Source organism: Streptomyces sp. NPDC093568, assembly GCF_044764945.1.
Taxonomy (GTDB): Bacteria; Actinomycetota; Actinomycetes; order Streptomycetales; family Streptomycetaceae; genus Streptomyces.
In genome coordinates this window covers 14,592-33,383 of sequence record NZ_JBIWJD010000027.1, presented here as the reverse complement: position 1 = coordinate 33,383, position 18,792 = coordinate 14,592, and the positions used below count along the sequence as shown (strand labels likewise).

General features: G+C 69.3%; 13 protein-coding genes. 6 read left to right on the top strand and 7 right to left on the bottom strand.

Translation table 11 applies throughout. From position 1 onward, the window contains the following. The first annotated feature begins 136 nt into the window (after window positions 1–136). Both ACIRD7_RS41945 and ACIRD7_RS41940 read left to right on the top strand, forming a co-directional pair. Window positions 137–1,342 carry a HEPN/Toprim-associated domain-containing protein gene (locus tag ACIRD7_RS41945; protein ID WP_403461353.1) on the top strand — a complete coding sequence of 402 codons (1,206 nt, stop codon included), beginning with the start codon at window positions 137–139 and terminating at the stop codon, window positions 1,340–1,342. A 362-nt stretch (window positions 1,343–1,704) separates the two neighbouring features. Beyond that, window positions 1,705–2,646 (top strand): hypothetical protein, encoded by a 942-nt coding sequence (locus tag ACIRD7_RS41940; protein WP_403461352.1) that lies wholly within the window; start codon window positions 1,705–1,707, stop codon window positions 2,644–2,646. Between the two features lie 76 nt (window positions 2,647–2,722). Here ACIRD7_RS41940 and ACIRD7_RS41935 read toward each other — a convergent pair whose 3' ends face one another. From ACIRD7_RS41935 to ACIRD7_RS41905, 7 genes are all read right to left on the bottom strand, one after another. Then, entirely contained in the window at window positions 2,723–4,471 is a 1,749-nt protein-coding gene (locus ACIRD7_RS41935; RefSeq protein ID WP_403461351.1) for a UvrD-helicase domain-containing protein, read from the bottom strand. Beyond that, window positions 4,468–6,345 (bottom strand): ATP-dependent nuclease, encoded by a 1,878-nt coding sequence (locus ACIRD7_RS41930; RefSeq protein ID WP_403461350.1) that lies wholly within the window; start codon window positions 6,343–6,345, stop codon window positions 4,468–4,470. The genes ACIRD7_RS41935 and ACIRD7_RS41930 overlap by 4 nt, the downstream gene beginning before the upstream one ends. Window positions 6,346–6,441: 96 nt before the next feature. Next, window positions 6,442–7,335, bottom strand: a complete 894-nt coding sequence (locus ACIRD7_RS41925; protein WP_403461349.1) for a hypothetical protein — start codon at window positions 7,333–7,335, stop codon at window positions 6,442–6,444. A 312-nt stretch (window positions 7,336–7,647) separates the two neighbouring features. Further along, window positions 7,648–8,790, bottom strand: coding sequence for an ATP-binding protein (locus tag ACIRD7_RS41920; RefSeq protein ID WP_403461347.1), 1,143 nt, complete (start codon window positions 8,788–8,790; stop codon window positions 7,648–7,650). 34 nt (window positions 8,791–8,824) lie between these two features. Further along, on the bottom strand, window positions 8,825–11,050 hold the full coding sequence (locus tag ACIRD7_RS41915) for a transposase (RefSeq protein WP_403461346.1): 2,226 nt from the start codon (window positions 11,048–11,050) through the stop codon (window positions 8,825–8,827). Continuing rightward, window positions 11,047–11,709 (bottom strand): TnsA-like heteromeric transposase endonuclease subunit, encoded by a 663-nt coding sequence (locus ACIRD7_RS41910; protein ID WP_403461345.1) that lies wholly within the window; start codon window positions 11,707–11,709, stop codon window positions 11,047–11,049. Before ACIRD7_RS41910 ends, ACIRD7_RS41915 begins: the two co-directional genes overlap by 4 nt. A gap of 246 nt (window positions 11,710–11,955) precedes the next feature. Next, entirely contained in the window at window positions 11,956–12,978 is a 1,023-nt protein-coding gene (locus ACIRD7_RS41905) for a TniQ family protein (RefSeq protein ID WP_403461344.1), read from the bottom strand. A gap of 225 nt (window positions 12,979–13,203) precedes the next feature. On the opposite strand from ACIRD7_RS41905, the gene ACIRD7_RS41900 reads away from it, so the two are divergent. The 4 genes from ACIRD7_RS41900 to tpg all read left to right on the top strand — a co-directional run bounded on the left by ACIRD7_RS41900 (window position 13,204) and on the right by tpg (window position 18,762). Further along, window positions 13,204–15,507 (top strand): Helicase associated domain protein, encoded by a 2,304-nt coding sequence (locus ACIRD7_RS41900; protein ID WP_403461343.1) that lies wholly within the window; start codon window positions 13,204–13,206, stop codon window positions 15,505–15,507. Window positions 15,508–15,555: 48 nt separating this feature from the next. Then, window positions 15,556–15,711, top strand: a complete 156-nt coding sequence (locus tag ACIRD7_RS41895) for a DUF6882 domain-containing protein (RefSeq protein WP_403461342.1) — start codon at window positions 15,556–15,558, stop codon at window positions 15,709–15,711. Between the two features lie 342 nt (window positions 15,712–16,053). Then, window positions 16,054–18,201 (top strand): telomere-associated protein Tap, encoded by a 2,148-nt coding sequence (gene tap, locus ACIRD7_RS41890; RefSeq protein ID WP_403461341.1) that lies wholly within the window; start codon window positions 16,054–16,056, stop codon window positions 18,199–18,201. Between the two features lie 6 nt (window positions 18,202–18,207). Next, on the top strand, window positions 18,208–18,762 hold the full coding sequence (tpg, locus tag ACIRD7_RS41885; RefSeq protein ID WP_403461340.1) for a telomere-protecting terminal protein Tpg: 555 nt from the start codon (window positions 18,208–18,210) through the stop codon (window positions 18,760–18,762). The last annotated feature ends 30 nt before the right edge of the window (window positions 18,763–18,792 follow it).

The window sequence follows — 18,792 nt, the reverse complement described above, 5'->3', positions numbered from 1 at the left end:
ACGATCCACGGCCGCGACTGACGCTTCCCCATGACCACATCAACGAGCGATCAAGCCGACAGTCACATGATCGAACCGCTTTTGTTAGAGCCAGTAAGAGCAGCGCCCCGGGTACGGACTTGAGACGCTGTCCCGCATGGCCTTTCACTCACACCTGGGGATCGCCGATCACCAGCTCCTGTCCTGGGGAGCGGAGTGCCCGCCGGAAGTGGCGGCCCTGTTCACCGAGTCGGAGCGCCAGCCTGCACATACGCGCATCCCTATGGGGGCGAGTCTGACTGAGTTCGTCTACGCGACAACGGTGGCGCGACTGCGGGAGCGACTCCACGTGCAGGGCTTCAGCGCCGACCGGGCGAAGACCGAACTTGCCGAGGTCCTGGCCGGGTGGAAGAAGAACCGGCCCCTTGACGCATTTCACTTCTCCCAGGGGCTCGGCGTGCGCAACGTCGAGGCCGCCATGCGTCAGCTCCTCGCCATGACATTTGAGGAAGCATGGCCACAGGACAGCTCCCAGCCCAACCCCTATGCGCTGCCCGACGCGTTGTCCCGGTACATGGATCACCGCAGCCTGACCCGCCTGTTGCTCGAATGGACTCCCGACCAGCACGCAATGGTCTTTCTGGACCTCAGTGAACTCACCGGGCCCGGTGTGGACCTGGACCCCGCACGCCCTGTTGCCGGCGAGGCGCGCGCCGAGCAACTGACGAGTCTCGCCCACGACGCCCCTTTGCTGGTCCTGACCGAAGGCCCCACTGATGCGCGCCTCCTGGCGGCGGGCATGGAAGTCACCCACCCGCATCTGCAGGGCTACATAACCTTCTTCGACTTTGCCGCCGCCAGCGCCGAGGGCGGTGTCGCCCAACTTGCGAAGACGGTGTCCGCATTCATCGCCGCCGGCGTGGCCAACCGGTTCGTCGCGCTAGCCGACAACGACACCGAAGCCCACGCCGGCCTCGCCAACCTCAAGAAGCAGCCGCTGCCGAAACGCTGCCGTGTACTGCACTACCCGCCGCTGCCAGTGCTCAAGACGTACCCGACCCTCGGCCCCTACGGAGACGAGCCGGTGCCGGCAGACGTCAACGGACGCGCGGGTTGCCTGGAGATGTACCTCGGCCGCGATGTCCTGCAGAGCGAGAACCGCACCCTCATGCCCGTGCAGTGGCGCTCATGGAACCCGAAGCTGCGCCGCTATCAGGGCAGCCTTGCAGACGTGGACAAGAAGGCGGCCCAGGACCGCTTCCTGCGCAAAGTGCACACTCACCATGCCGGGCAGGGCACCGGGTGTGAGGACTGGGACGGAATCCGAGCCATCATCGACACGATCGTGGCCGCCTTCGACTGAGGAGCAAGGGGCCTGTGTGGGCGACCCGTTCAACGGCCCTTGCAGTTATAGAAGTTGGCGAAACGGGCTGAGCCGCGGCACTGACCGGAGCATCGGCGACATTCCTCAGCCAACCTGAGAATCGGCCCTCCTGATATCTCTGCCGGCGGTAGCCTGGAAGAAGGCCGAGCGCATCGGCCGAAACCGGGGCCGGCCCATGAACGGCCCCGCACGGTAAAGGTGCCCGTGCTACGGCACGGCGGGGCTGCATCAACTGCGCACGCACCATGAGCATTCCACGAAGAGATCATCAGGTCCGCATGCGGCTCGACGTCCGCGCACCGGATCATGGGACCGGCGCGCGCAGAACGTGAGGCCATGCCATGACCAAGGACCATGCCCGCAAGGGCCGGGCACGGCGTACCGCACGTCGCACCGGATCCTCTTACACCTCGGCCAACGCCGACACGCTGCACGTTCATCCCGCTCCCACACTGATCCCCGTCAGCGGTACACCGTTTGGCGTGCCCGGCACCGCTGACATGTCTGCCGCTGCTGCGGCCATCGCGGCCGGGCAGGCCGACTGCGAATGGTGCCTGGCCTCCGCCATGGCGATGATGATGTTGGGGGACTCACTGGTCCTAGCCGTGCTGGCCGCCTCCCTGCCACTGGTGCCGAACGAGGGATTCTCCCCTGTTACCCACGTCCTCTGGAGCGAAGTCCAGCCCCACGCAAACCACCCGTACACCTACGTCTTCGTCGACCGTCTCACGGCAGCCCACCGCCAAAACCTCCTGGATGATCTGGTCGATATCTGGACACGCGTGGTCCCGCACTTGGGAGGCGGCGGCAGGACACTGACAGGCCCCGACCTCACCTCTCTGATCATCGATCTGACCCCGGCGCCGCCGTCGGTCTACCAGGCCGCTCAGACCGGCTTCGTCCCCACGCCCCAAGGCCCGTTCCCGGCCCTCACTCTCACGTCGCCGGACATGAGCGGCAGCATCGAGGAACTCGCCGAACGCTATGGCTTCCCCCTCTATGTGTGGGGCACGCTGCCCAACGTGAGCACCTGGGTCCTGCAGCAGCACCCCAAGACCCGTCATCCCTGGGGTGTCCGACAAGCCTCCCGCGTGGGGCGCTACTTGACTCTGGGCGCTCCCAAGCATCCGGCCGACGCCACCAGCGAGTGGCTCGAGGCGGCCGAACAAGCGGGCTCGGTCATGGTGTTGGGATTGTGGGGCGGAGGCTTCGGCTCGCTCGTCCACGCCGTGCAGGCGCAGGAGATTGTCGCCGTGCGATCACCACTGCAGCGCCATGACTGACCACTGACGGCCGCGGGGCTTCCTCCTGAACTGCCTGTCCCCCCACCGGCCCGGGGGACAGGCAGCACGAAGGAGATCATGTTACGCGGACCGGTACCTGGCGTCCGGCCAGCAGCCGGGCCAGTGCATCGGTCTCCTCCTCGGGCAGGGCGACGGCTACCATCCGGCGGGCGCGGGTGACGGCGACGTACCAGACGCGCAGGACCTCGTCGGTGGCCGGGTCCGCGCTGGCCCAGCGCTGGACACTTCCGGCATCGGGCAACAACAGCAGCACGCCGTCTGCTTCATCGCCCTTGAGCTGGTGGACGATGTTGGTGCGCATGCCGGTGGCCACCTGCGGGCGGGAGACGGTGGGCTTCCCGGCAGGGCGGCCCTTGCCGCCCTGCCGGGAAGCCCCGGGCAGAGCGGGCCAGGCCTTCATGGCCTGCCACACCTGCGGACCCCATTCCCTGTGGGGCGCGGGCAGGCTGTGCAGGAACGCGAAGGCCGTGCGGTTGACCTGGCCGGCCGAGAGGCGGTGGGCGGCCATGATGCGGTCGGGGCCGCCGGATTGGCCCGGATACCAGTAGCCGAACAGGACGCGCACGGCGATCTCACGGGCCCGGGTGAGGTCGTCACCGGAGGCGCCCGGGGTGTGGGCGACGGTGCGGGCCCAGGCCAGGCTGGTGATGGCGTTGGTGTTGGGCTTCTCCCGGCTGATGCCCGGCAAGGTGGCGTACTTGTAGGCGGTCACCAGACAATCCTTGGCCTGGACGGCGTACTCCTCGGCGAGCGTGCGGAAGGCGTCGACGATGCCCGCGCCGGTCGGGGCGTGCAGGTGACGGCTGCCGGAGGCGGCGAACTGGGTGGGCAGCAGGAGGACGGGGATGTCGTCGTCGCGCTCGACGGAGGTGTCCGGAGGTCGCTGTCCCGTGCGCAGGGTGGCCGCGAGCCGGCAGATGACGGGGGAGCTGCGCCAGTTGCCGGTCAGCTGGGGCGGGGTGGGAGACAGCTGCGCGGAGAAGGACCGGAGAGCCTGGGGTTCGGCGCCGCGCCAGGCGTAGATGGCCTGGTCCGGGTCGCCGACCAGGACCAGCGGCAGACCGGCGTCGTGCAGCAGCTGGAGGATCGCCAGGTCGGCGGTGGAGCAGTCCTGTGCCTCATCGACGATGACTTCCGCGAATCGGGAGCGCAGCGGGGGCAGCAGAGCGGCGGCGGTCTTGGCGTGGCGCAGGTTCCACAGGGCCAGGACCCGCGCCTCGTGCCCGGTGAAGTAGCCCTGGGCGCACCACGACTTGCGGGTCTCGAAGATCTTCTCCTCCCACGCCGTGCGGCTGTAGGAGCTGGCCTCGATGAGCTGGCGGGTGTCGTAGTCGAGATTGTCCCAGGCGACCGTCGCACGCGCCGGGTTGTGCGAGGGGTCCAGGACCATGGGGAAGCGGTGCAGGGAGATCTCCCGGTCCATGCCCTCCACCGGGGCCTTGACGCTCGCCCAGGACTCCAGCAGACGGGGCACCGGATCGGCTGCCCGCCGCGGCTTGACCAGGAACTCCCACAAAAACGAGTCGAGCGTGCCGATGAAGTGCGGCGCCTGGACCAGGTCCGCGCGGCCCGCCTGGCGGCAGCGGCGGGTCATCTGGTCCCGCGCCACCCGTGTGAACGAGATCAGGGCCCGCCCCTGCCGCAGCCGCCGCCTGGGCGACTGCAGATGCCGGCTGGTGATGACATGCGTCTTGCCCGCGCCCGGGCAAGCAGGCACGAAGGCAGGCGCGGCCACGGCCATGGCGGCTTGCTGCTGCGCCTCGGCGGCGGCCCGTACCGCCGTCGTCTGCTCGGCGGCGGTCACGGCGCGCCCACCGCGGGGGTGCCGGCGTCAGAGGCGGTGATGAAACGGATGGCGTCCGCGAGATAGGCGGGCACGGTGAACGCCACGGTCGGGTCGGCCAGCACGTCGGCCAGCTCCTGGGCGAACCGCCCCTTGGAGATCTTCGCCCCCTTCGCGAGCTCTCCGTCGGTGCCGATAACGGTCCGGCTGGTCTTGGTGACGAACAGCTCCCCGAACGCCACGGCGGGTTCCGCCGCCGTAACGACCTGCTCCCAGCGATCCTCCGAGCGTGGCGCGCAGCGCAGGAATGCCGCCCGCAAGGCAGGGACGTTGTCGGCCGACCACAGAGCCGGCTCCAGCGTCCGAGGCGCCGCGGCCAGATGCAGCACGCCGGGAGATGTCCAGCGCAGCGGAAGCTCCCGCAGCGACTGAAGCCGGGCCGGTTCCGGCTCTCCGGGCGCCACATCCGTGTCGGTGATCAGTGCCACCCGCCGTCCCAGACAGATGCCGTCCACGGGCGCCAGCAGCACCCGCAGGTAGACCTCGAACCCGACCCCGTCCACGATCACCCGCGTGGTGCCGAAGAACCGTTCCAACGCCTCGAACGCCTCCCGGGCCGCCTGCGGGCCGGCGTCCTGTCCGGCGGCAAGGACACGCTCGGCCAGAGCCGGCAGCAGCAACAGCTCGGAAATGCCCTCGACCAGGATCGCCCGCGAGGAGAACAGCAGGGCACTTTTGGTGGCATCCAGGTAGCGGTCCAGGTGGCGCACCCGGTCCGGGCTCAGATGCAGGCGGGGGATGGGTAGAGGCCTGGCCTGCCAGCCATCCGACAGCCCGCTTGGGCAGCGTGCCATGACCACCAGGTCCTCCACGCTGGCCGCGGCCGACAGGACGGGGGAGTGGGTGGTGACCACCACCTGCAGATGCCCGGCCGGCCGGGCCGGGTCACTCAGAGGGCGTCGGCGCGAGACCCCCGCCTGCTGTTGCAGATAGCGCAGCAGCAGGGTCTGCAGCTGCGGATGCAGGTGTGCTTCCGGCTCCTCGACCAGCAGCACGGTCAGGTCGGCCTCGGCTGCCGCGTCCAGCTCCGCCATCACTGTGGCGATGAACAGGGTGTTGGCGTAGCCCAGTCCCGAGGCCGACAGCGGAAAAGGCTGGGCGGAGGCATCACCCAACAGCACACGCAGCGACCGGGCGATCGACGCGAACGTGGGCTCGGCCAGGGCCAGTTCACTCATCTGGGGATGCGCGCCGACGGTCAGGTCCAGCAGCGGCTCGTTGATTTTCTCGCTGACCCTGGCCACATCCGGGTCCGCGGCCACCTTCTTCAGCTCGGTGCCGATGCGTTCCACGAAGGCATCGACCTGCTCGTCGTCGCCCAGCAGACCGCGAAGGATCATCCGCACCCGGTCACCACCGGCCGAGGCCAACTCCCGCTCCGCATCGCGCAGCGCCGGCAGGTAGACATGCCGCACACCGCCCCGCGCGGGGGGCTCGCCTGTGACCGGAAGACCCGCACCCTGTGCCCATACGGTGCTGCCGCGCCGCTCGCCCGTCTGCGGCGGTGTCCAGGACACCTGCCACCGCGCGGTACGGGTGTCAGGAGATCCCTCGGGCAGCAGCGCCTCGAGATAGGCTCCGCTCTGCTGCGGACCTATGCCGGCAACGTCCAGCTGCAGGCTGGGGCCGCCCCGTTCGGCGGCGGGCTTCAGGACGTCGGCTTCCTCGAAATAGCGCACCCGGCGCCCGTCCAGGGGATCCGTGAGCAGACGCATTGCATCGATCACGCTGGACTTGCCCGCGTTGTTCTCCCCGACAAGGACCGTCACTTCCGGCCGCAGCGGAATCCGTACCCGCTCGCATGAGCGGAATCTCTCCACCAGCACCTCGGACACGTACACCGCTCGCCCCCCATCCCTGACACGCCACCTCGAGCGATGATGATCAGCAGATGATGGTAAACGGTGTATGACCCGGTCTGGGTGGCGTGTTCAGTATTCGTTGTCGGCAGGGTCGGTGAGCAGCCCCAATCCGTGCTCATAGCGCAGGGGGGATTCCAAGTAGCCGTTGCGCAGCTGCCAGCCGGCGCGCAGCACCGATTTGACGGGAGCGAAGACGAACTCGCTGGTGCGCCGCGCCGGGCCGCCGGGCGGCATCATGATCTTCTCTGACCCGATGGACGGAATGTGCACCATCAGACAGTGCCCGCTGTCGCTGCGGTAGACGTGCCAGGGCTCAACCTCCGTAGGCAGCGGCTGCGGATAGGGGCGCTCCTCGATGGCCACCTCGTCCAGCTGGAGTTGGCGGCGCAGGATGTGCGCCAGCGTCGGCCTGTTCGTGCCCTCAGGGGAGGGCATCAGGCGGTGGACCGGGCGAGGGGCCAGGTGCATGCGGCGCAGATGCTGGGAGACGGCCCGGCTGGGCTGCTCGGCCGCGGTCCGCTCCAGGAGCCCGCAGGCGAGAGCCACCCACGCAAACAGAAGGGAGTGGAACCGGGCGTGCTCCGGCATGTCTGGGTCGCCCGCCTGCTCCGGCCACAAGTCGGGCGGTGTGTGGGTTTCTTCATGGAACGTCAGTCCCCCGAAGGCTGAGAGCATCCATGCCTCGCCGAGGCCGGCCCGGATGCAGGCCGCCGTGTCGGTCCACCACGACCACCAGATACCGCCGTCGTAGGCGGGGCCCCAGGAGACGGCGCGGATGGGAATGCCGCCCTCGATTCGGTCCGGCGGCTCCTCCCACACCATCAGCCCGGCCCGTGCGGGCACGATGCTGGTGATGTGCGCGATGCAGGGCATGTCTTCGAGGCCGGCGACCGTCTGGGCGGCCTCCGACGGCACGTAGAACAGCTCGGCCTTCCGTAGCCGCCTGGTCTCCGCCAGGGCCAAGCGGCCGCCTGGGCCTGTGGTTGCTCGAGTGCCGCGATCGTCGGCGGCATCAGGAAGACCACCCCTTCCATCTGGAGCATGCGCGCCCACTCACTGGCCGCGTTGTAGTGGAGGAAGTCCAGTGTCGTCAGCCACAACGTGTGTACGTCCTGGATTCCGGTCTGGTCGATGGTGTTCATGAGCGTGTCCTGAAGCGGTGAGGACTCGTGCATGGATGCCTAGCGCCCCGTGCGGTGTGCCGATGCCGGCGCGTCGGCGCCCACACCCGCCGAGGCGCGCGCCGCAGGGCGTATTACGGTGCCGCGGCTCTGGTCAGTGGTGCGGCAGGATCTCTTCCCGGCCGATGCGGATGGCCTCCAGGTGCTCGCGGGTGATGTCCTCGGTGCCGTCGAGGATCGCGGCGACGGCGGCACCGCAGATGAGATGGGACAGGTAGAGGAAATAGCCTCCGGTCCGCTCGTGCAGATACTCGGCGTACCGGGTGAGAACGTCCTTGCTCAGCTTGCGCATGCGCAGGTTCTTCTCGAAGCCCTTGAGCACGGCCACGAAGGGGCCCTGGCTCTCGGTGTCATTGCCCCAGGGCAGGGGATCCACCCAGGTGACCGGCAGCAGGCTGCGCACGTTCTGCTCCTTGGCCACGGCCGCCCTCAGCGTGTTGGCGTCCTCGGGATGCAGCCGCTGGTAGGAGGTCCACAGCGCCTCGTCGCGGCGGTCGCAGCCTTTGCGGGCGGCGTGGACGATGTCGGTTGCCCCGGTGCCGCAGAAGATAGTGGTGATGCCCAGACGGCTGCGCAGAAAGTCGAAGTAGTGCAGGACCGGGCCGAGTTGGCTGGGGGAGACCCGCTGGATGTCGTCGACCAGCAGCAGGCGGGTCTGCTTCCGCTCCATGACCGTGCGCACGGGCAGGGACAGGTCGGGGACACGACGCAGCTGACGGGCTTCCGCCTCGTTTTTGGGCTCAGGGGTCAGGGCGAGGAAGGAAGCGATCTCCCATATCCAGTTGAGTTCGTTCTCCGGGTCGTGCGGGACCGTGATGTGCACAACCGGGATCCGGTCGCTGAAGTGCTTTTCGACCCTGCGCTGCAACTCCCGGCCGATGAGCCGCAGCAGGTACGTCTTGCCGGTACCCGCCGGGCCGTCGATCACCATGTCCAGCAGGCCCTCATACCGGTTGCCGTTGACGCCGAAGGTTCCTCGGGATCGCAGCAGACAGTCCTCAAGGAACGTGGTCTCGATCATCAGCAGATGGCGGTGGTAGTCCACCCGCGGGTCGTCCTCGTCGACCTCCACGTCCGCGGGTGCGCAGTCCAGCAGGTCGGGCGGCTTGAACTCGGTGCGCACATACCGGTCCCAGCCTTCCCAGGAGAAGATCCATGCGGGCAGGGGCGGCGCGGTACGCACCAAGCGGGCGATCTCGGCCCGGGCATCGGATCCGGCGGGCACGGTGATCTTCATCGGCTCTCCTCGGCAGGTGATGGGAGATGCGGGGTCATGCGGGCGCAGCGGTGCCGGCCGGTGGCGGGCCGTCCTCGCTGCCGGTGGGGGCCCAGGTGGGCAGGGTGTAGCGGCCGTTGTCGACGTCCCGGGCCGGCACGGGCAGCGAGGGGGCGGCGGAAACGGTGTCGGGGTCCAGCGGTGTGGCCGGCGCCCCGGAGTCGGTTGTGTCGTCGGTCTCGAGGCGGATCACGCCGCGGAACGGCAGGCGGGGCTCGGCCGCCTGCTGGGCGGTCGGCCCGCGGCGGGTGCGGCGGTGGCGCTCCTTCACGGCCAGGGTGATGGCCACCTCGTCCTCGCGGCTGCCTCCGCCGAGCACGTGCTCCTCGGCGGCGTCCTGCCAGTGGTAGTGCGTCCACGGCAGGGCGGCCAGCATGTGCCGGTAGAGGAACTCCAGCGGGATCCACCTGCCGGCCAGCCGGTGGTCGTACAGCCAGGCGACGTCGGGATAGTAGGGGTTGTAGCGGGCCTCCCACCGGCCGTTCACGTGCGCGAGCCCGGAATCGAGGCCCTCCAGGTCCCGCAGCTGCCCATCGGGGCAGCGGTAGGTGCGGTTCTCGATCTGTACGCCCTTGTCGGTGACCGTGACCCAGGCCGGCACCAGCAGCTTCCGGTTGTCCTCGGCCGTCAGCTGCCGGGGCCGGTAGCCGTAGCTCGCCACCAGCCGGTCGTACATCTGGTTCGGGGACAGCACCATCCCCGGATACAGGGGGCTGCGCAGCCCCTCGTGCGGCTGCTGCTGGTAGTCGAGCGCCACCCACTCCTCGGCTATGGCCTGCACCTGGTTGAGGCTGAACAGGCGCTGACGTTCGACCCCGTAGCCGCGCTGCTCGAAGCTGCGGCCCGTCCAGCCCTTCACATACTGGGCGCAGGTGTCGGCGAAGCCGTGGAAGAAGGCCTCGGCCAGCGGCTTGTCGGTGGGCGTGTCCTTGCGGGCGTATTCGATGCTGATGCCCAGGAAGCTGCACACCATCTTGAAGTGGTCGCTCAGATACGGGCTGCCCTGGTCGATGACGATGGTCCGCGGATGGATGACCGGGCGGGCCGCGACGGCCCCGGCGAAGCGGGCGTCGGCCGCACACAGCTGGCCGTAGGGCAGGGCCGAGTTGCGGGCGGCGGTCAGCGTGTCCCAGCCGGGCCGCATGGACAGCGGGGCGAAGCACTGTGCCAGCAGCAGCACCAGATCGAACGCCTTGGTGGCACGGCCGCCGATGCGCCTGCCGGGCGGTCCCTCCCCGGTCACCACGGGAACGATCATGAGGGCCATGCAGGAGCGGGAGGCGACATCGATCGCGGCGGTCAGCTCGGCCGAGACGGCACGGCCGTCGTCCCCGATCACCTTGATCTTCAGTGGGGAGGTGTCGATCTGCACCAGCTGCCCCGGCCGCAGCGCCACCTGCGGCGTGTACGGGCGCGGCGGCTTGCTGTCCTGGCGCGCGCGCCGGCGGGTGGTCTTCTTCAACTGCTCGGTCAGCCCGAGTTCCCGCATCCGCGTGTAGAACGTCGAGCGGGGCAGCAGCAGCCGCTCCGCCTCCCGGGGGTCCTTCAACTCCCGGCGGTAGCGCTGATGGACGAGGGCCTCGACGTCCTCGTACACGCGGTTGACCCGGCCGCCGGACTCGCGTGCGTGGCGGGCGGTGACCTCGTGCATCAGCGCGATGACCCGCTTGTCGGTGCGGCCGCCCGGGGCCGGGGTGCGGGTCTTGCGGCCGTCGTACAGCAGCACCAGCGGGTTCTCGTCGGCGTCCTTCCAGGCACGGCGCCGGTCATCCAGCGCCCGCGCACTGAACTCGAACCCAGCGGCGGCGAGTTCGGCCGACTTGGTCTGGCAGCGCTGTTTGAAGGTGGTGGTGTCCGGGTCGTAGCCGGGACGGGCGGTCGTGCAGCCGGGCCGCAGCCCGGTCTGGAGCTCCTTCATGTGCTCGTGCCACCACAGGGCCTTCTTCCGCTCGGCGGGGGTGACACCCTCCAGCAGCTCGCCCAGCGCCGGCAGGCGCTTGCGCGCCACGGCCTGCCCGCCCGCGTCGAGGACGGCGAAGTCCGGGGCGCTTTCCACCTCCCGCCACAGCGTGTCCACCGGAGCCTCGCCACCCGACTGCGGCCGCAGGGTGATCTGCCGCCCCTTGAAGGCACTGACCTCCCACAGCGCGCCGCGCCAGCGCACCAGATCCCCCAAGCAGACCCGGTCGGTCTCGAACCAGCCCGACACCGCGCCCGTCATCGCCGCCCCCTCGCCACCCAGACCGGGGAGAAGGGCAGCAGCGGCCGGCCCCAGTCGATGTCCAGGAGACGGCGCCAGATCAGGCGGTACACATGGTCGCGGCCGAGGCACTCCGGCACACCGCTGGCCAGCACGCCCTCGTTCAGCGGCCGCGGCCGCCGAAACGCGGCCAGCAGAGCCCGCTCATGCGCCTGATCGCAGACCGCAGGCTGCCGGTAGTCCGCCACCAGCAGCAGATTCTCCCGCCGCACCCCGTGCGGCACCGTGCGCAGGCACACGCCCCAGCCGGCCCGAGCGGCGACCTCACGCAGCGCGGCCAGACGTTCGCGCCACTGCGGACCCATCCGGTGGGGAGCGAGCACCACGGCCTGGCGTTGCCGGTCACGGGTCAGGGCGATGAAGTCAGGCCGCCACCGGTGCCGGATGCGGCCCTCCTCCCAGTGCAGTTCGACCGGCTCCCCGGCGAACCGGCTGATGGCGGGATCGAAGTCCAGCTCGGCGGCCACGTACGAGCGCCGCTTGGACCCGCACACCACCAGTGTGCCCGTCGTCGCCGACCACCAGTCGCAGAGCTTGCCCTGCCGGCCGTGGTGGGCGACCGGGTCCGTGGGGGGCTGGCGCTCCTCCAGTGCCACCCCCCACAGGGCCTCCGGCGCCACACACGCCAAGCTCCCAACATCGTTGAGATGCCACGCCTTCACATCGCGCATCCGGGCCCTCCCTCCGCGTCTGGCGGCCGGGGCCCGTCGCCCGAACCGGGACGTGCCGCCAGCCTGGCCGTCTGCCGCACGCATCAGTCAGCACACCCAAGAGGTGACCACTCGAACGGGTGACGGCCTCTTGACGGCCGGCGGGTTTCGCGTCGGGATCAACTCGCCTGCCTGATAGGCAAGTTGCCCAAGGTGTCACAGCATGCAGGAGCGCTCGGGCAGCGAACCGGACGGCTCGGCGAGCCGGCTGTGCCCCACGGCCAGCACCCGCCGACGCCGACGCCGGAGGTGCCGGCCGTTGTCTGGCGCGAAGGGGCTCGCAGCGGGCCGGGCATGGTGATCCAGCCATTGCACCAGCTCGCCCAGGCCCTCACTGCCCTCCAGGCCCCAACCGTCCATCAGCTGCTGCACCTGCTGCACCCACACCTCCCGCGCAGCCCGCGAACGCGCGCCCTCCTGCTCGTAGCGCAGCATCTCCAGCGCCAACTGGACGGCCTCCGGATAGATCACCAGCGGTCCCGTGCGCAGCTCGCGCGCCTCCAGGCCCACCCGCCAGGCCCGCTGCGTCCAGCTCCACACGTCGCCGCCCATCCGTGCCCACCAGCACGCCACCACCTGGAAGCCGTCGGCGAACAATTCCGCTCCCGCCGCACTGAAACGGCGCTCCAGCCGCAGCCGGTCGGTGTGCGCGCGCACCACCTCCGGCAGCCCGTCCAGCGGCACCACGTACGGGCCCTGGCCACGATGATTGTCGGTGAACCGCCGGTGGCGCAGGCATACCCGCCACTGATCCGGCCAAAGCAGCCACGCCGCCTCATCCACGCCCCGGGCGCCGGCGCACAGATCGCAGCAGCGCACCACATACCCTGTCCCTTCCCGGACCTTGAACGGCCACTGCCAGCAGGCCGGATCATCTCCCGACAGCAGAAAACGATCTTGGAGGCTGGTCAGGGCCAGCTGCAACTGGTGAGGCGTCCGGCCGGACAGCACCGCCAAGTTGTCCAGTGCTTCCCGGTTGACGTACAGCTCCGCCAGCGACGGAAGCCGGGGATTGACCGGCTGGCGGCCCGTACCCACCCGGTCCAAAAACATCCCCAGCTCCAGGCCGTGCGCATGCGCCAGGCGATTGGCGAACGACCCGGTCGACTCGTCGGCCAGGCGAGGCATGGAGTCCTTCAGCCGCCGCTGCGGCCCCCATACGGCCGCCCTGTCTGCCATCACATCTCCCGCGTCACCGGCGCCTCGGCCCGGCCGCACTCTTGCGACGGCCAGGCCCAGGGCGCGACGAAACTTCCGTATCCCAGTCCCGACCGTGCATGAGCACAAGCCCCCCTCGCCCGTTCGAGTGAAGCGCGGGCGTCTGTGCATCGCAGGCACTCACGCCCCCCTTCCACCCTCGAAACGGATCCTGACTGCCCTGCGCAGCCCGAAAGGAGCACGGTCATGGCCCAGTTACCCCCGTTGCGCACCCCGCTGCGCCCCTTCCAGCAGCAGGCGGTTGACAACTGCATCACCGAATTCGTCCTCGGCGCCCCCCGCGCCCGCATCGACGCCCCCTGCGCCAGCGGCAAGACCCTCATCGCCCTGCACATCGTCAACCGCATGGCGCCCACAGGCACCTCCGTCACCATCGTGCCCACCCTGGAACTACTCGAGCAGACCGCCCTCTACTGGCACAAAGAAGGCCGCCCCGGCCGCTACCTGGCCCTGTCCGGAGACCAATACCTGCCCAGAAACCCGGCCCTGCGCGGCATCCTGACCGCCGTCACCGATTCCGCCACACTGGCCGCCGAGATACCCCAGGCCGACGGCCCGGTCAACGTCTTCGCCACCTACCACTCGCTGGGAAAGATCGCCGAAGCCCACCGGCTGTTCCACACGCCGCCCTGGGACATCCTCGTCTGCGACGAGGCCCACCGCTCGGCAGGCAACCTCCACAAGCCCTGGGCCCAACTGCTGGACGCCCACCGGATCTTCGCCCACCACCGGCTCTTCACCACCGCCACCCCCCGCAACTTCCAGCCCATCCCGGGCCAGGACCTCCCCGTCGACATCGAGGTCGCCTCGATGGATGACCTCAACCTCTACGGCCCGGTCGTCTTCCACCTCTCCATGGCCGACGCCATCGACCAGGGTCTGCTCGCCGACTACCGCATCGTCGCCGTCGACGTGGACGACGCCGACGTGCGCGCCATCCTCAACCGCAACCCGATGCTCGCCGCCGACTCCGAAGGCCTGCGCGTGGCGGCCGCCCAGGTCGCCCTGCTGCGCGCCATGCACGAACACGACCTACGGCGCGTCCTCGTCTTCTGCCCCCGCATCAAGGTCGCCGAGGTCTTCGCCGAAACCCTTCCGGAAACGGCCGCTCTGATGCCCAAGCGGATGCAGGGCCCGCTCCAGGTCGGCACCGTCAACAGCGAACAGAGCCGCTACGATCGGCTCACCGCCGTCAACGCGTTCAAAGAAGCGTCCCTGACCTCCAGCGACAAGAAGCCGCTGCGGGCCGTCCTGACCAACTGCGCGATCTTCACCGAAGGCGTCGACGTCCCCGCCATCGACGCCGTACTGTTCACCAGCCCCAAGACCAGCACCTATCAGATCGTCCAGGCCGTCGGCCGCGCCCTGCGCCCGCTGCCCGGCCAGGCCAAGGTCGCCCACATCATCGTCCCCATCTACAAGGCGCCCGACCAGGACCTTGCCGATGCCGCCAAAGGCACCCCTTTCCACACCCTCTACCAGGTCCTGTTCGCCCTCTCGCTCTACGACGAGCACGTCTTCCACCGCGTCTACGCCCTGCGCCACTCCATCAGCAACCCCCTGCACCCCGCCGCCCTCCCCGAACGCGCCGACGAACTCATCCCTCTGCTCAACCTGTACGCCGAAGACCCCCACAACAGCGTCTGGGAACTCGGCCTGGAAAGCGCCCGGCGCTACCGCGAAAAGCACGGCCACCTCAAAGTGCCCAGCACCTACTGCGGCCCCGACCGCTTCTACCTCGGGTGGTGGCTGGGCAACCAGCGTTCCCTGCGCATGAATCACGGTCTCAAACCGGAACGCATCGAGGCTCTCGACGCCCTGGACATGATCTGGGAACACCCCCGCAGCAGCATCGAACACCGTTTGAACATCGCCCGTGCCTACCACGCCCAGCATGGCCACCTCGTGCCTGTCCGCGAGGAACGCTTCGCCGGCACCGGCATCGGCCGTTGGATGAGCGCCTTCCGCACGAAGGTCCGCCGGGGCCAACTGCCCGACTGCTACCAGCGCGCCCTCAACGACATCAACCCCTGGTGGAACGCCGGCTGGGACGATGACGGGCGCTGGCGGCGCAGCTACGCACGCGCCCTCGCCGCCGCCCGCCGCGGCGAACTCGCCTTTCCCGACCTCGCCCCCGACCAGGACGACTCACCGCTGGAGTCCTGGCTCGATGAACAACTGCAGGCTCTGCCCAGCCTCAGCCGCGACCAGCACAATCTCCTCGGGGCGCTGCCACTGCACCACCCCCTCGCCCTGCTGCTGCGACCGCCCCGCAGCCAGAGCGAACGTGCCTTTGCCCACGGCCTGCGCTACGCCCACGCCTTCTGGCGGGCCAATCAGCACCTCATTGTCCCCTACAAACACGTCATCTGGGACCGTGGCCGCTCCTTCCGCTTAGGGGAATGGCTCTCTGACAAACGACTCCGGCCCTACCACCTGACCCGCGAACAACTCGACGCGCTCGAAGCACTCGACATGCGCTGGACTTGAACGCGGCGCCGGGGCCGCACCTCATGCCGCCCGGCGTCCGGCTCGTGGGTGTGTGCATGGGCGAACAAGAGGATCCTGCCCGAGCTGACCCACGACGCCCGGAGCGTTCGGGACTGGGGCGAGCCCCATGGGCATCAGGCTCTGGCAGAGCCGCAGATCGATGCCGACGAGCAAGTGGCGGCAACGCTCAAGGGTTGGCCGTGAGGGTCACGGAGGCGACTGGCTTCTATCGGGGTCCCGGGGCGACTCCATCGTGATGATGGCATTCGGGCCAGTTTGGCCATGGCAGACGGCAGCACCTCCACGTTCAACATCCATATCAACTAGCGGCCAGCCGCCATGCCCGGTCTTTCTCCTGGTGCCGAAGCCCACTGCGGTGCACCCTGCTCTGACTGCCGCGTTCCGGCTTTCGGCGGGAAGGAAGCTCTTGCTGGCCGGCCTTGGGCGAGGGCGGCACTCGGCTTTCGCCGCTAGGAGCCACCACCACCGGACGCTGCCGATGGCTATCCAGCCTTGGTGCGCTAGGTGTGTTTTGTGTGCGATCTGATGTGCGTTTCGGGTAGGGTGGGGAATGGAGTGGAGGTGGCTCTTGTGTCCGATGAGCAGAGTGGGCTTTTCGCGTCCGTCGATGCCCTGCTGGAGCAGGCGGCGGCGGAAACCCTGCCCGTCCCCGCTGATCGCAAGCGGCTGCGGGAAGCCGCGGGCTTGAGCCAGGATCAGGTCGCGAAAGCGCTGAATGTGAGACGCGAGACGGTGACCGGCTGGGAAGCGGGCCGCACCGAACCACGCCCTCCAACGCGGGCCGCCTACATCCGCCTCCTTGACGGTCTCGCTGCCCGCTTCCCGGCCCCTGAGTCGCCCTCCGACTCGGAGCCTCGACCTGGCGTCGGCCCATCTGTCATCCCGCAGCCGCAAGCACCCGCATCGCCCGTCGCGCCCGCGGCAGATGCGGTGGCCCCGGTCCGGCCGCCGGTGACAGCACACCGAGCGACAGCCCAGAAGACGGCGGCCGGGCCCCAGGCGGACGCACGCTTTACCCATGGGCCACTCGCCGTCGTGGACGGCGACGGCACGGCCTGCTGCGCCGACGGCCTAGTGCTTGACTGCCCGCTTACCGACCTCCCGTCGCTGATCAACTGGGTACTGGGCGAGGGAAAGTTGGGCGCTGCACGCCTGCACCGCTCGGGCAAGGATGCCGACCCGCTGATCGTGCTGACCACCTCCGCCGTCCAACGCATCGGCTTGCCAACCGAGTTGGAGGACCGGCGCGGCCTGCGCCTGCCGGACGAGCACCACGTACTCAAACAACTTTCCGTAGCACAGTGGAAGTTGACGAAGCGGGGCTTCGGGCCGTGGGCCAGGGTCTACCGCACGGCTGACGGCGCGCGCCGCCAGTGCGTGCAGTTTGCCGTCCTGCCCTGGGGCGCCCTCGACACCCGCTCCTGGGGGACGGCCGACCAGTTGCCGCCGGCCGAACTCGCCCGCCTGCTGGGCACCTACGCCACCCGCGTGCTCACCCCATGTGGCTCCACCGCCGTCACCGGCCTGGAACTGATGACCGCGCTGCGCCCGCCCACCCGCGCGGTGAAGGACCCGGCCACCGGCAGCTGGGTCTCCGGCCCGATGCCGGGCTCGCTGACCGAGCCGGTCGAGTGCGCGCCGCCGGAGGCCCCCGACGGCCATCCCGTTGTCGCCGCCCTCTATCCGCGCTTCCACCAACGCACCCCCGACCAGGTGCTGGACGAAGAGGCCTACCAGTGGTCCCGGCCGCTGACGGACGCGGAATGCATGAAGCCCTACGTGGTTGGCATCGACGTCAACATGGCCTTCGCCGCGGCCGCCAACCGGCTGACCGTCGGCCTGTCCGCCCCTGTCCACGTCCAACGCCCGGCCTTCGACGCGAAACTGCCCGGCTCCTGGCTGGTCGACCTCTCCCACATTCGCCTCGACGAGCGCCTGCCCAGCCCGTTCACCCCGCACGGCGAACGCCCTACCGGTCCGGCCTGGTACGCCACCCCGACCGTCGCCTACGCGGTCGAACTCGGCTACTCCGTCACCCCTCTTGAGGCCTATCTGCGCTACGAGCACGGCCCCTATCTGGACGCCTGGTACACCCGGCTGCGCGATGCCTACATCGCCACGATGGCCGACCTCGGCATCACCCCCGGCATGCCCGAGAAGCAGTTCCTGGCCGCGATGGCCGACCACCAGCACACCGACCCGGTCCTCGCCGCCGTGCTCAGCGCCATCAAGGCCACCGTAAAAGGCGGCATCGGCAAACTGCGCGAGCGGGCCCGCAGCGGCGGCTGGCGGCCGGGCGAGCCCTGGCCCGCCCTCGCCCGCCCGACCTGGCGCCCCGACATCCGCGCCGCGGTCATCGCCAACGCCCGCATCAACATGCACCGCAAGATGCTCAGGCTCGCCACCCACGCGGACCTCTACCCGGTCGCGATCCTCTCCGACTGCGCCGTGTACCCCTCCGACGGCCCCAGCCCGCTCGACTTCCTCCCCTACAAGGACGGCAAGCCCCTGCCCGGAGGATTCCGGCTCGGCGTCTCCCCAGGAATGGTCAAACACGAAGGCACCCAGAGCGTGCTGTGGGCCGAAGGCCTCCACGAAGAGCACGGCCCCGACATGAACATCGCCCGGCACATCAAGACCGGCACCGTATCCGCCCACGACGGGGAGGAATAACCGCCGATGGGCATCCTCACCGACAGCCTAGAGCGAGCCGACGCCGCGCACTTCACCCGGCCCATGCCGAAGTCGGCCCAGAAACAGATGCAGTACCTGGTGAAGCAGACCAAAGGCACCCGGGCCGCCGCCGAGCTCCTCGGCGTCACCCAGCGCACCGTCGAACGCTACGTCAAGGGGCAGCTCAAACAACCCCGCCACGACCTCGCCCAGAGGCTTGCCGACGAGGTCCGCAAACGCTGGCAGCCCCGCGTGCGCGACAGAGCGAAGAAACAGGCCGCCGCCACCGGCGGGATCTTCATCGACACCCGGGCCAGATTCGGATTCACCGCCGCGCCGGGCACCACCGACGACCCACGGCTGCGGCCCATCACCCAGGGACTGCCCCCTGCCTACGCCGCACGCCTCTTCGACGCCCACACCGCCGGCGCCACCGAGCAACAACTCATGGACATTCTGGCCGAAGGCCTTCAGGAGATCTATTTCAAGGACCGCGGACGCCGTGCGCACGGCCTGCTGGTCGAGTTCACCGACATCGACTACCTCGATTTCGACTACTAGCACAAGCTCCTCACTGCGGCTTGGACGGCC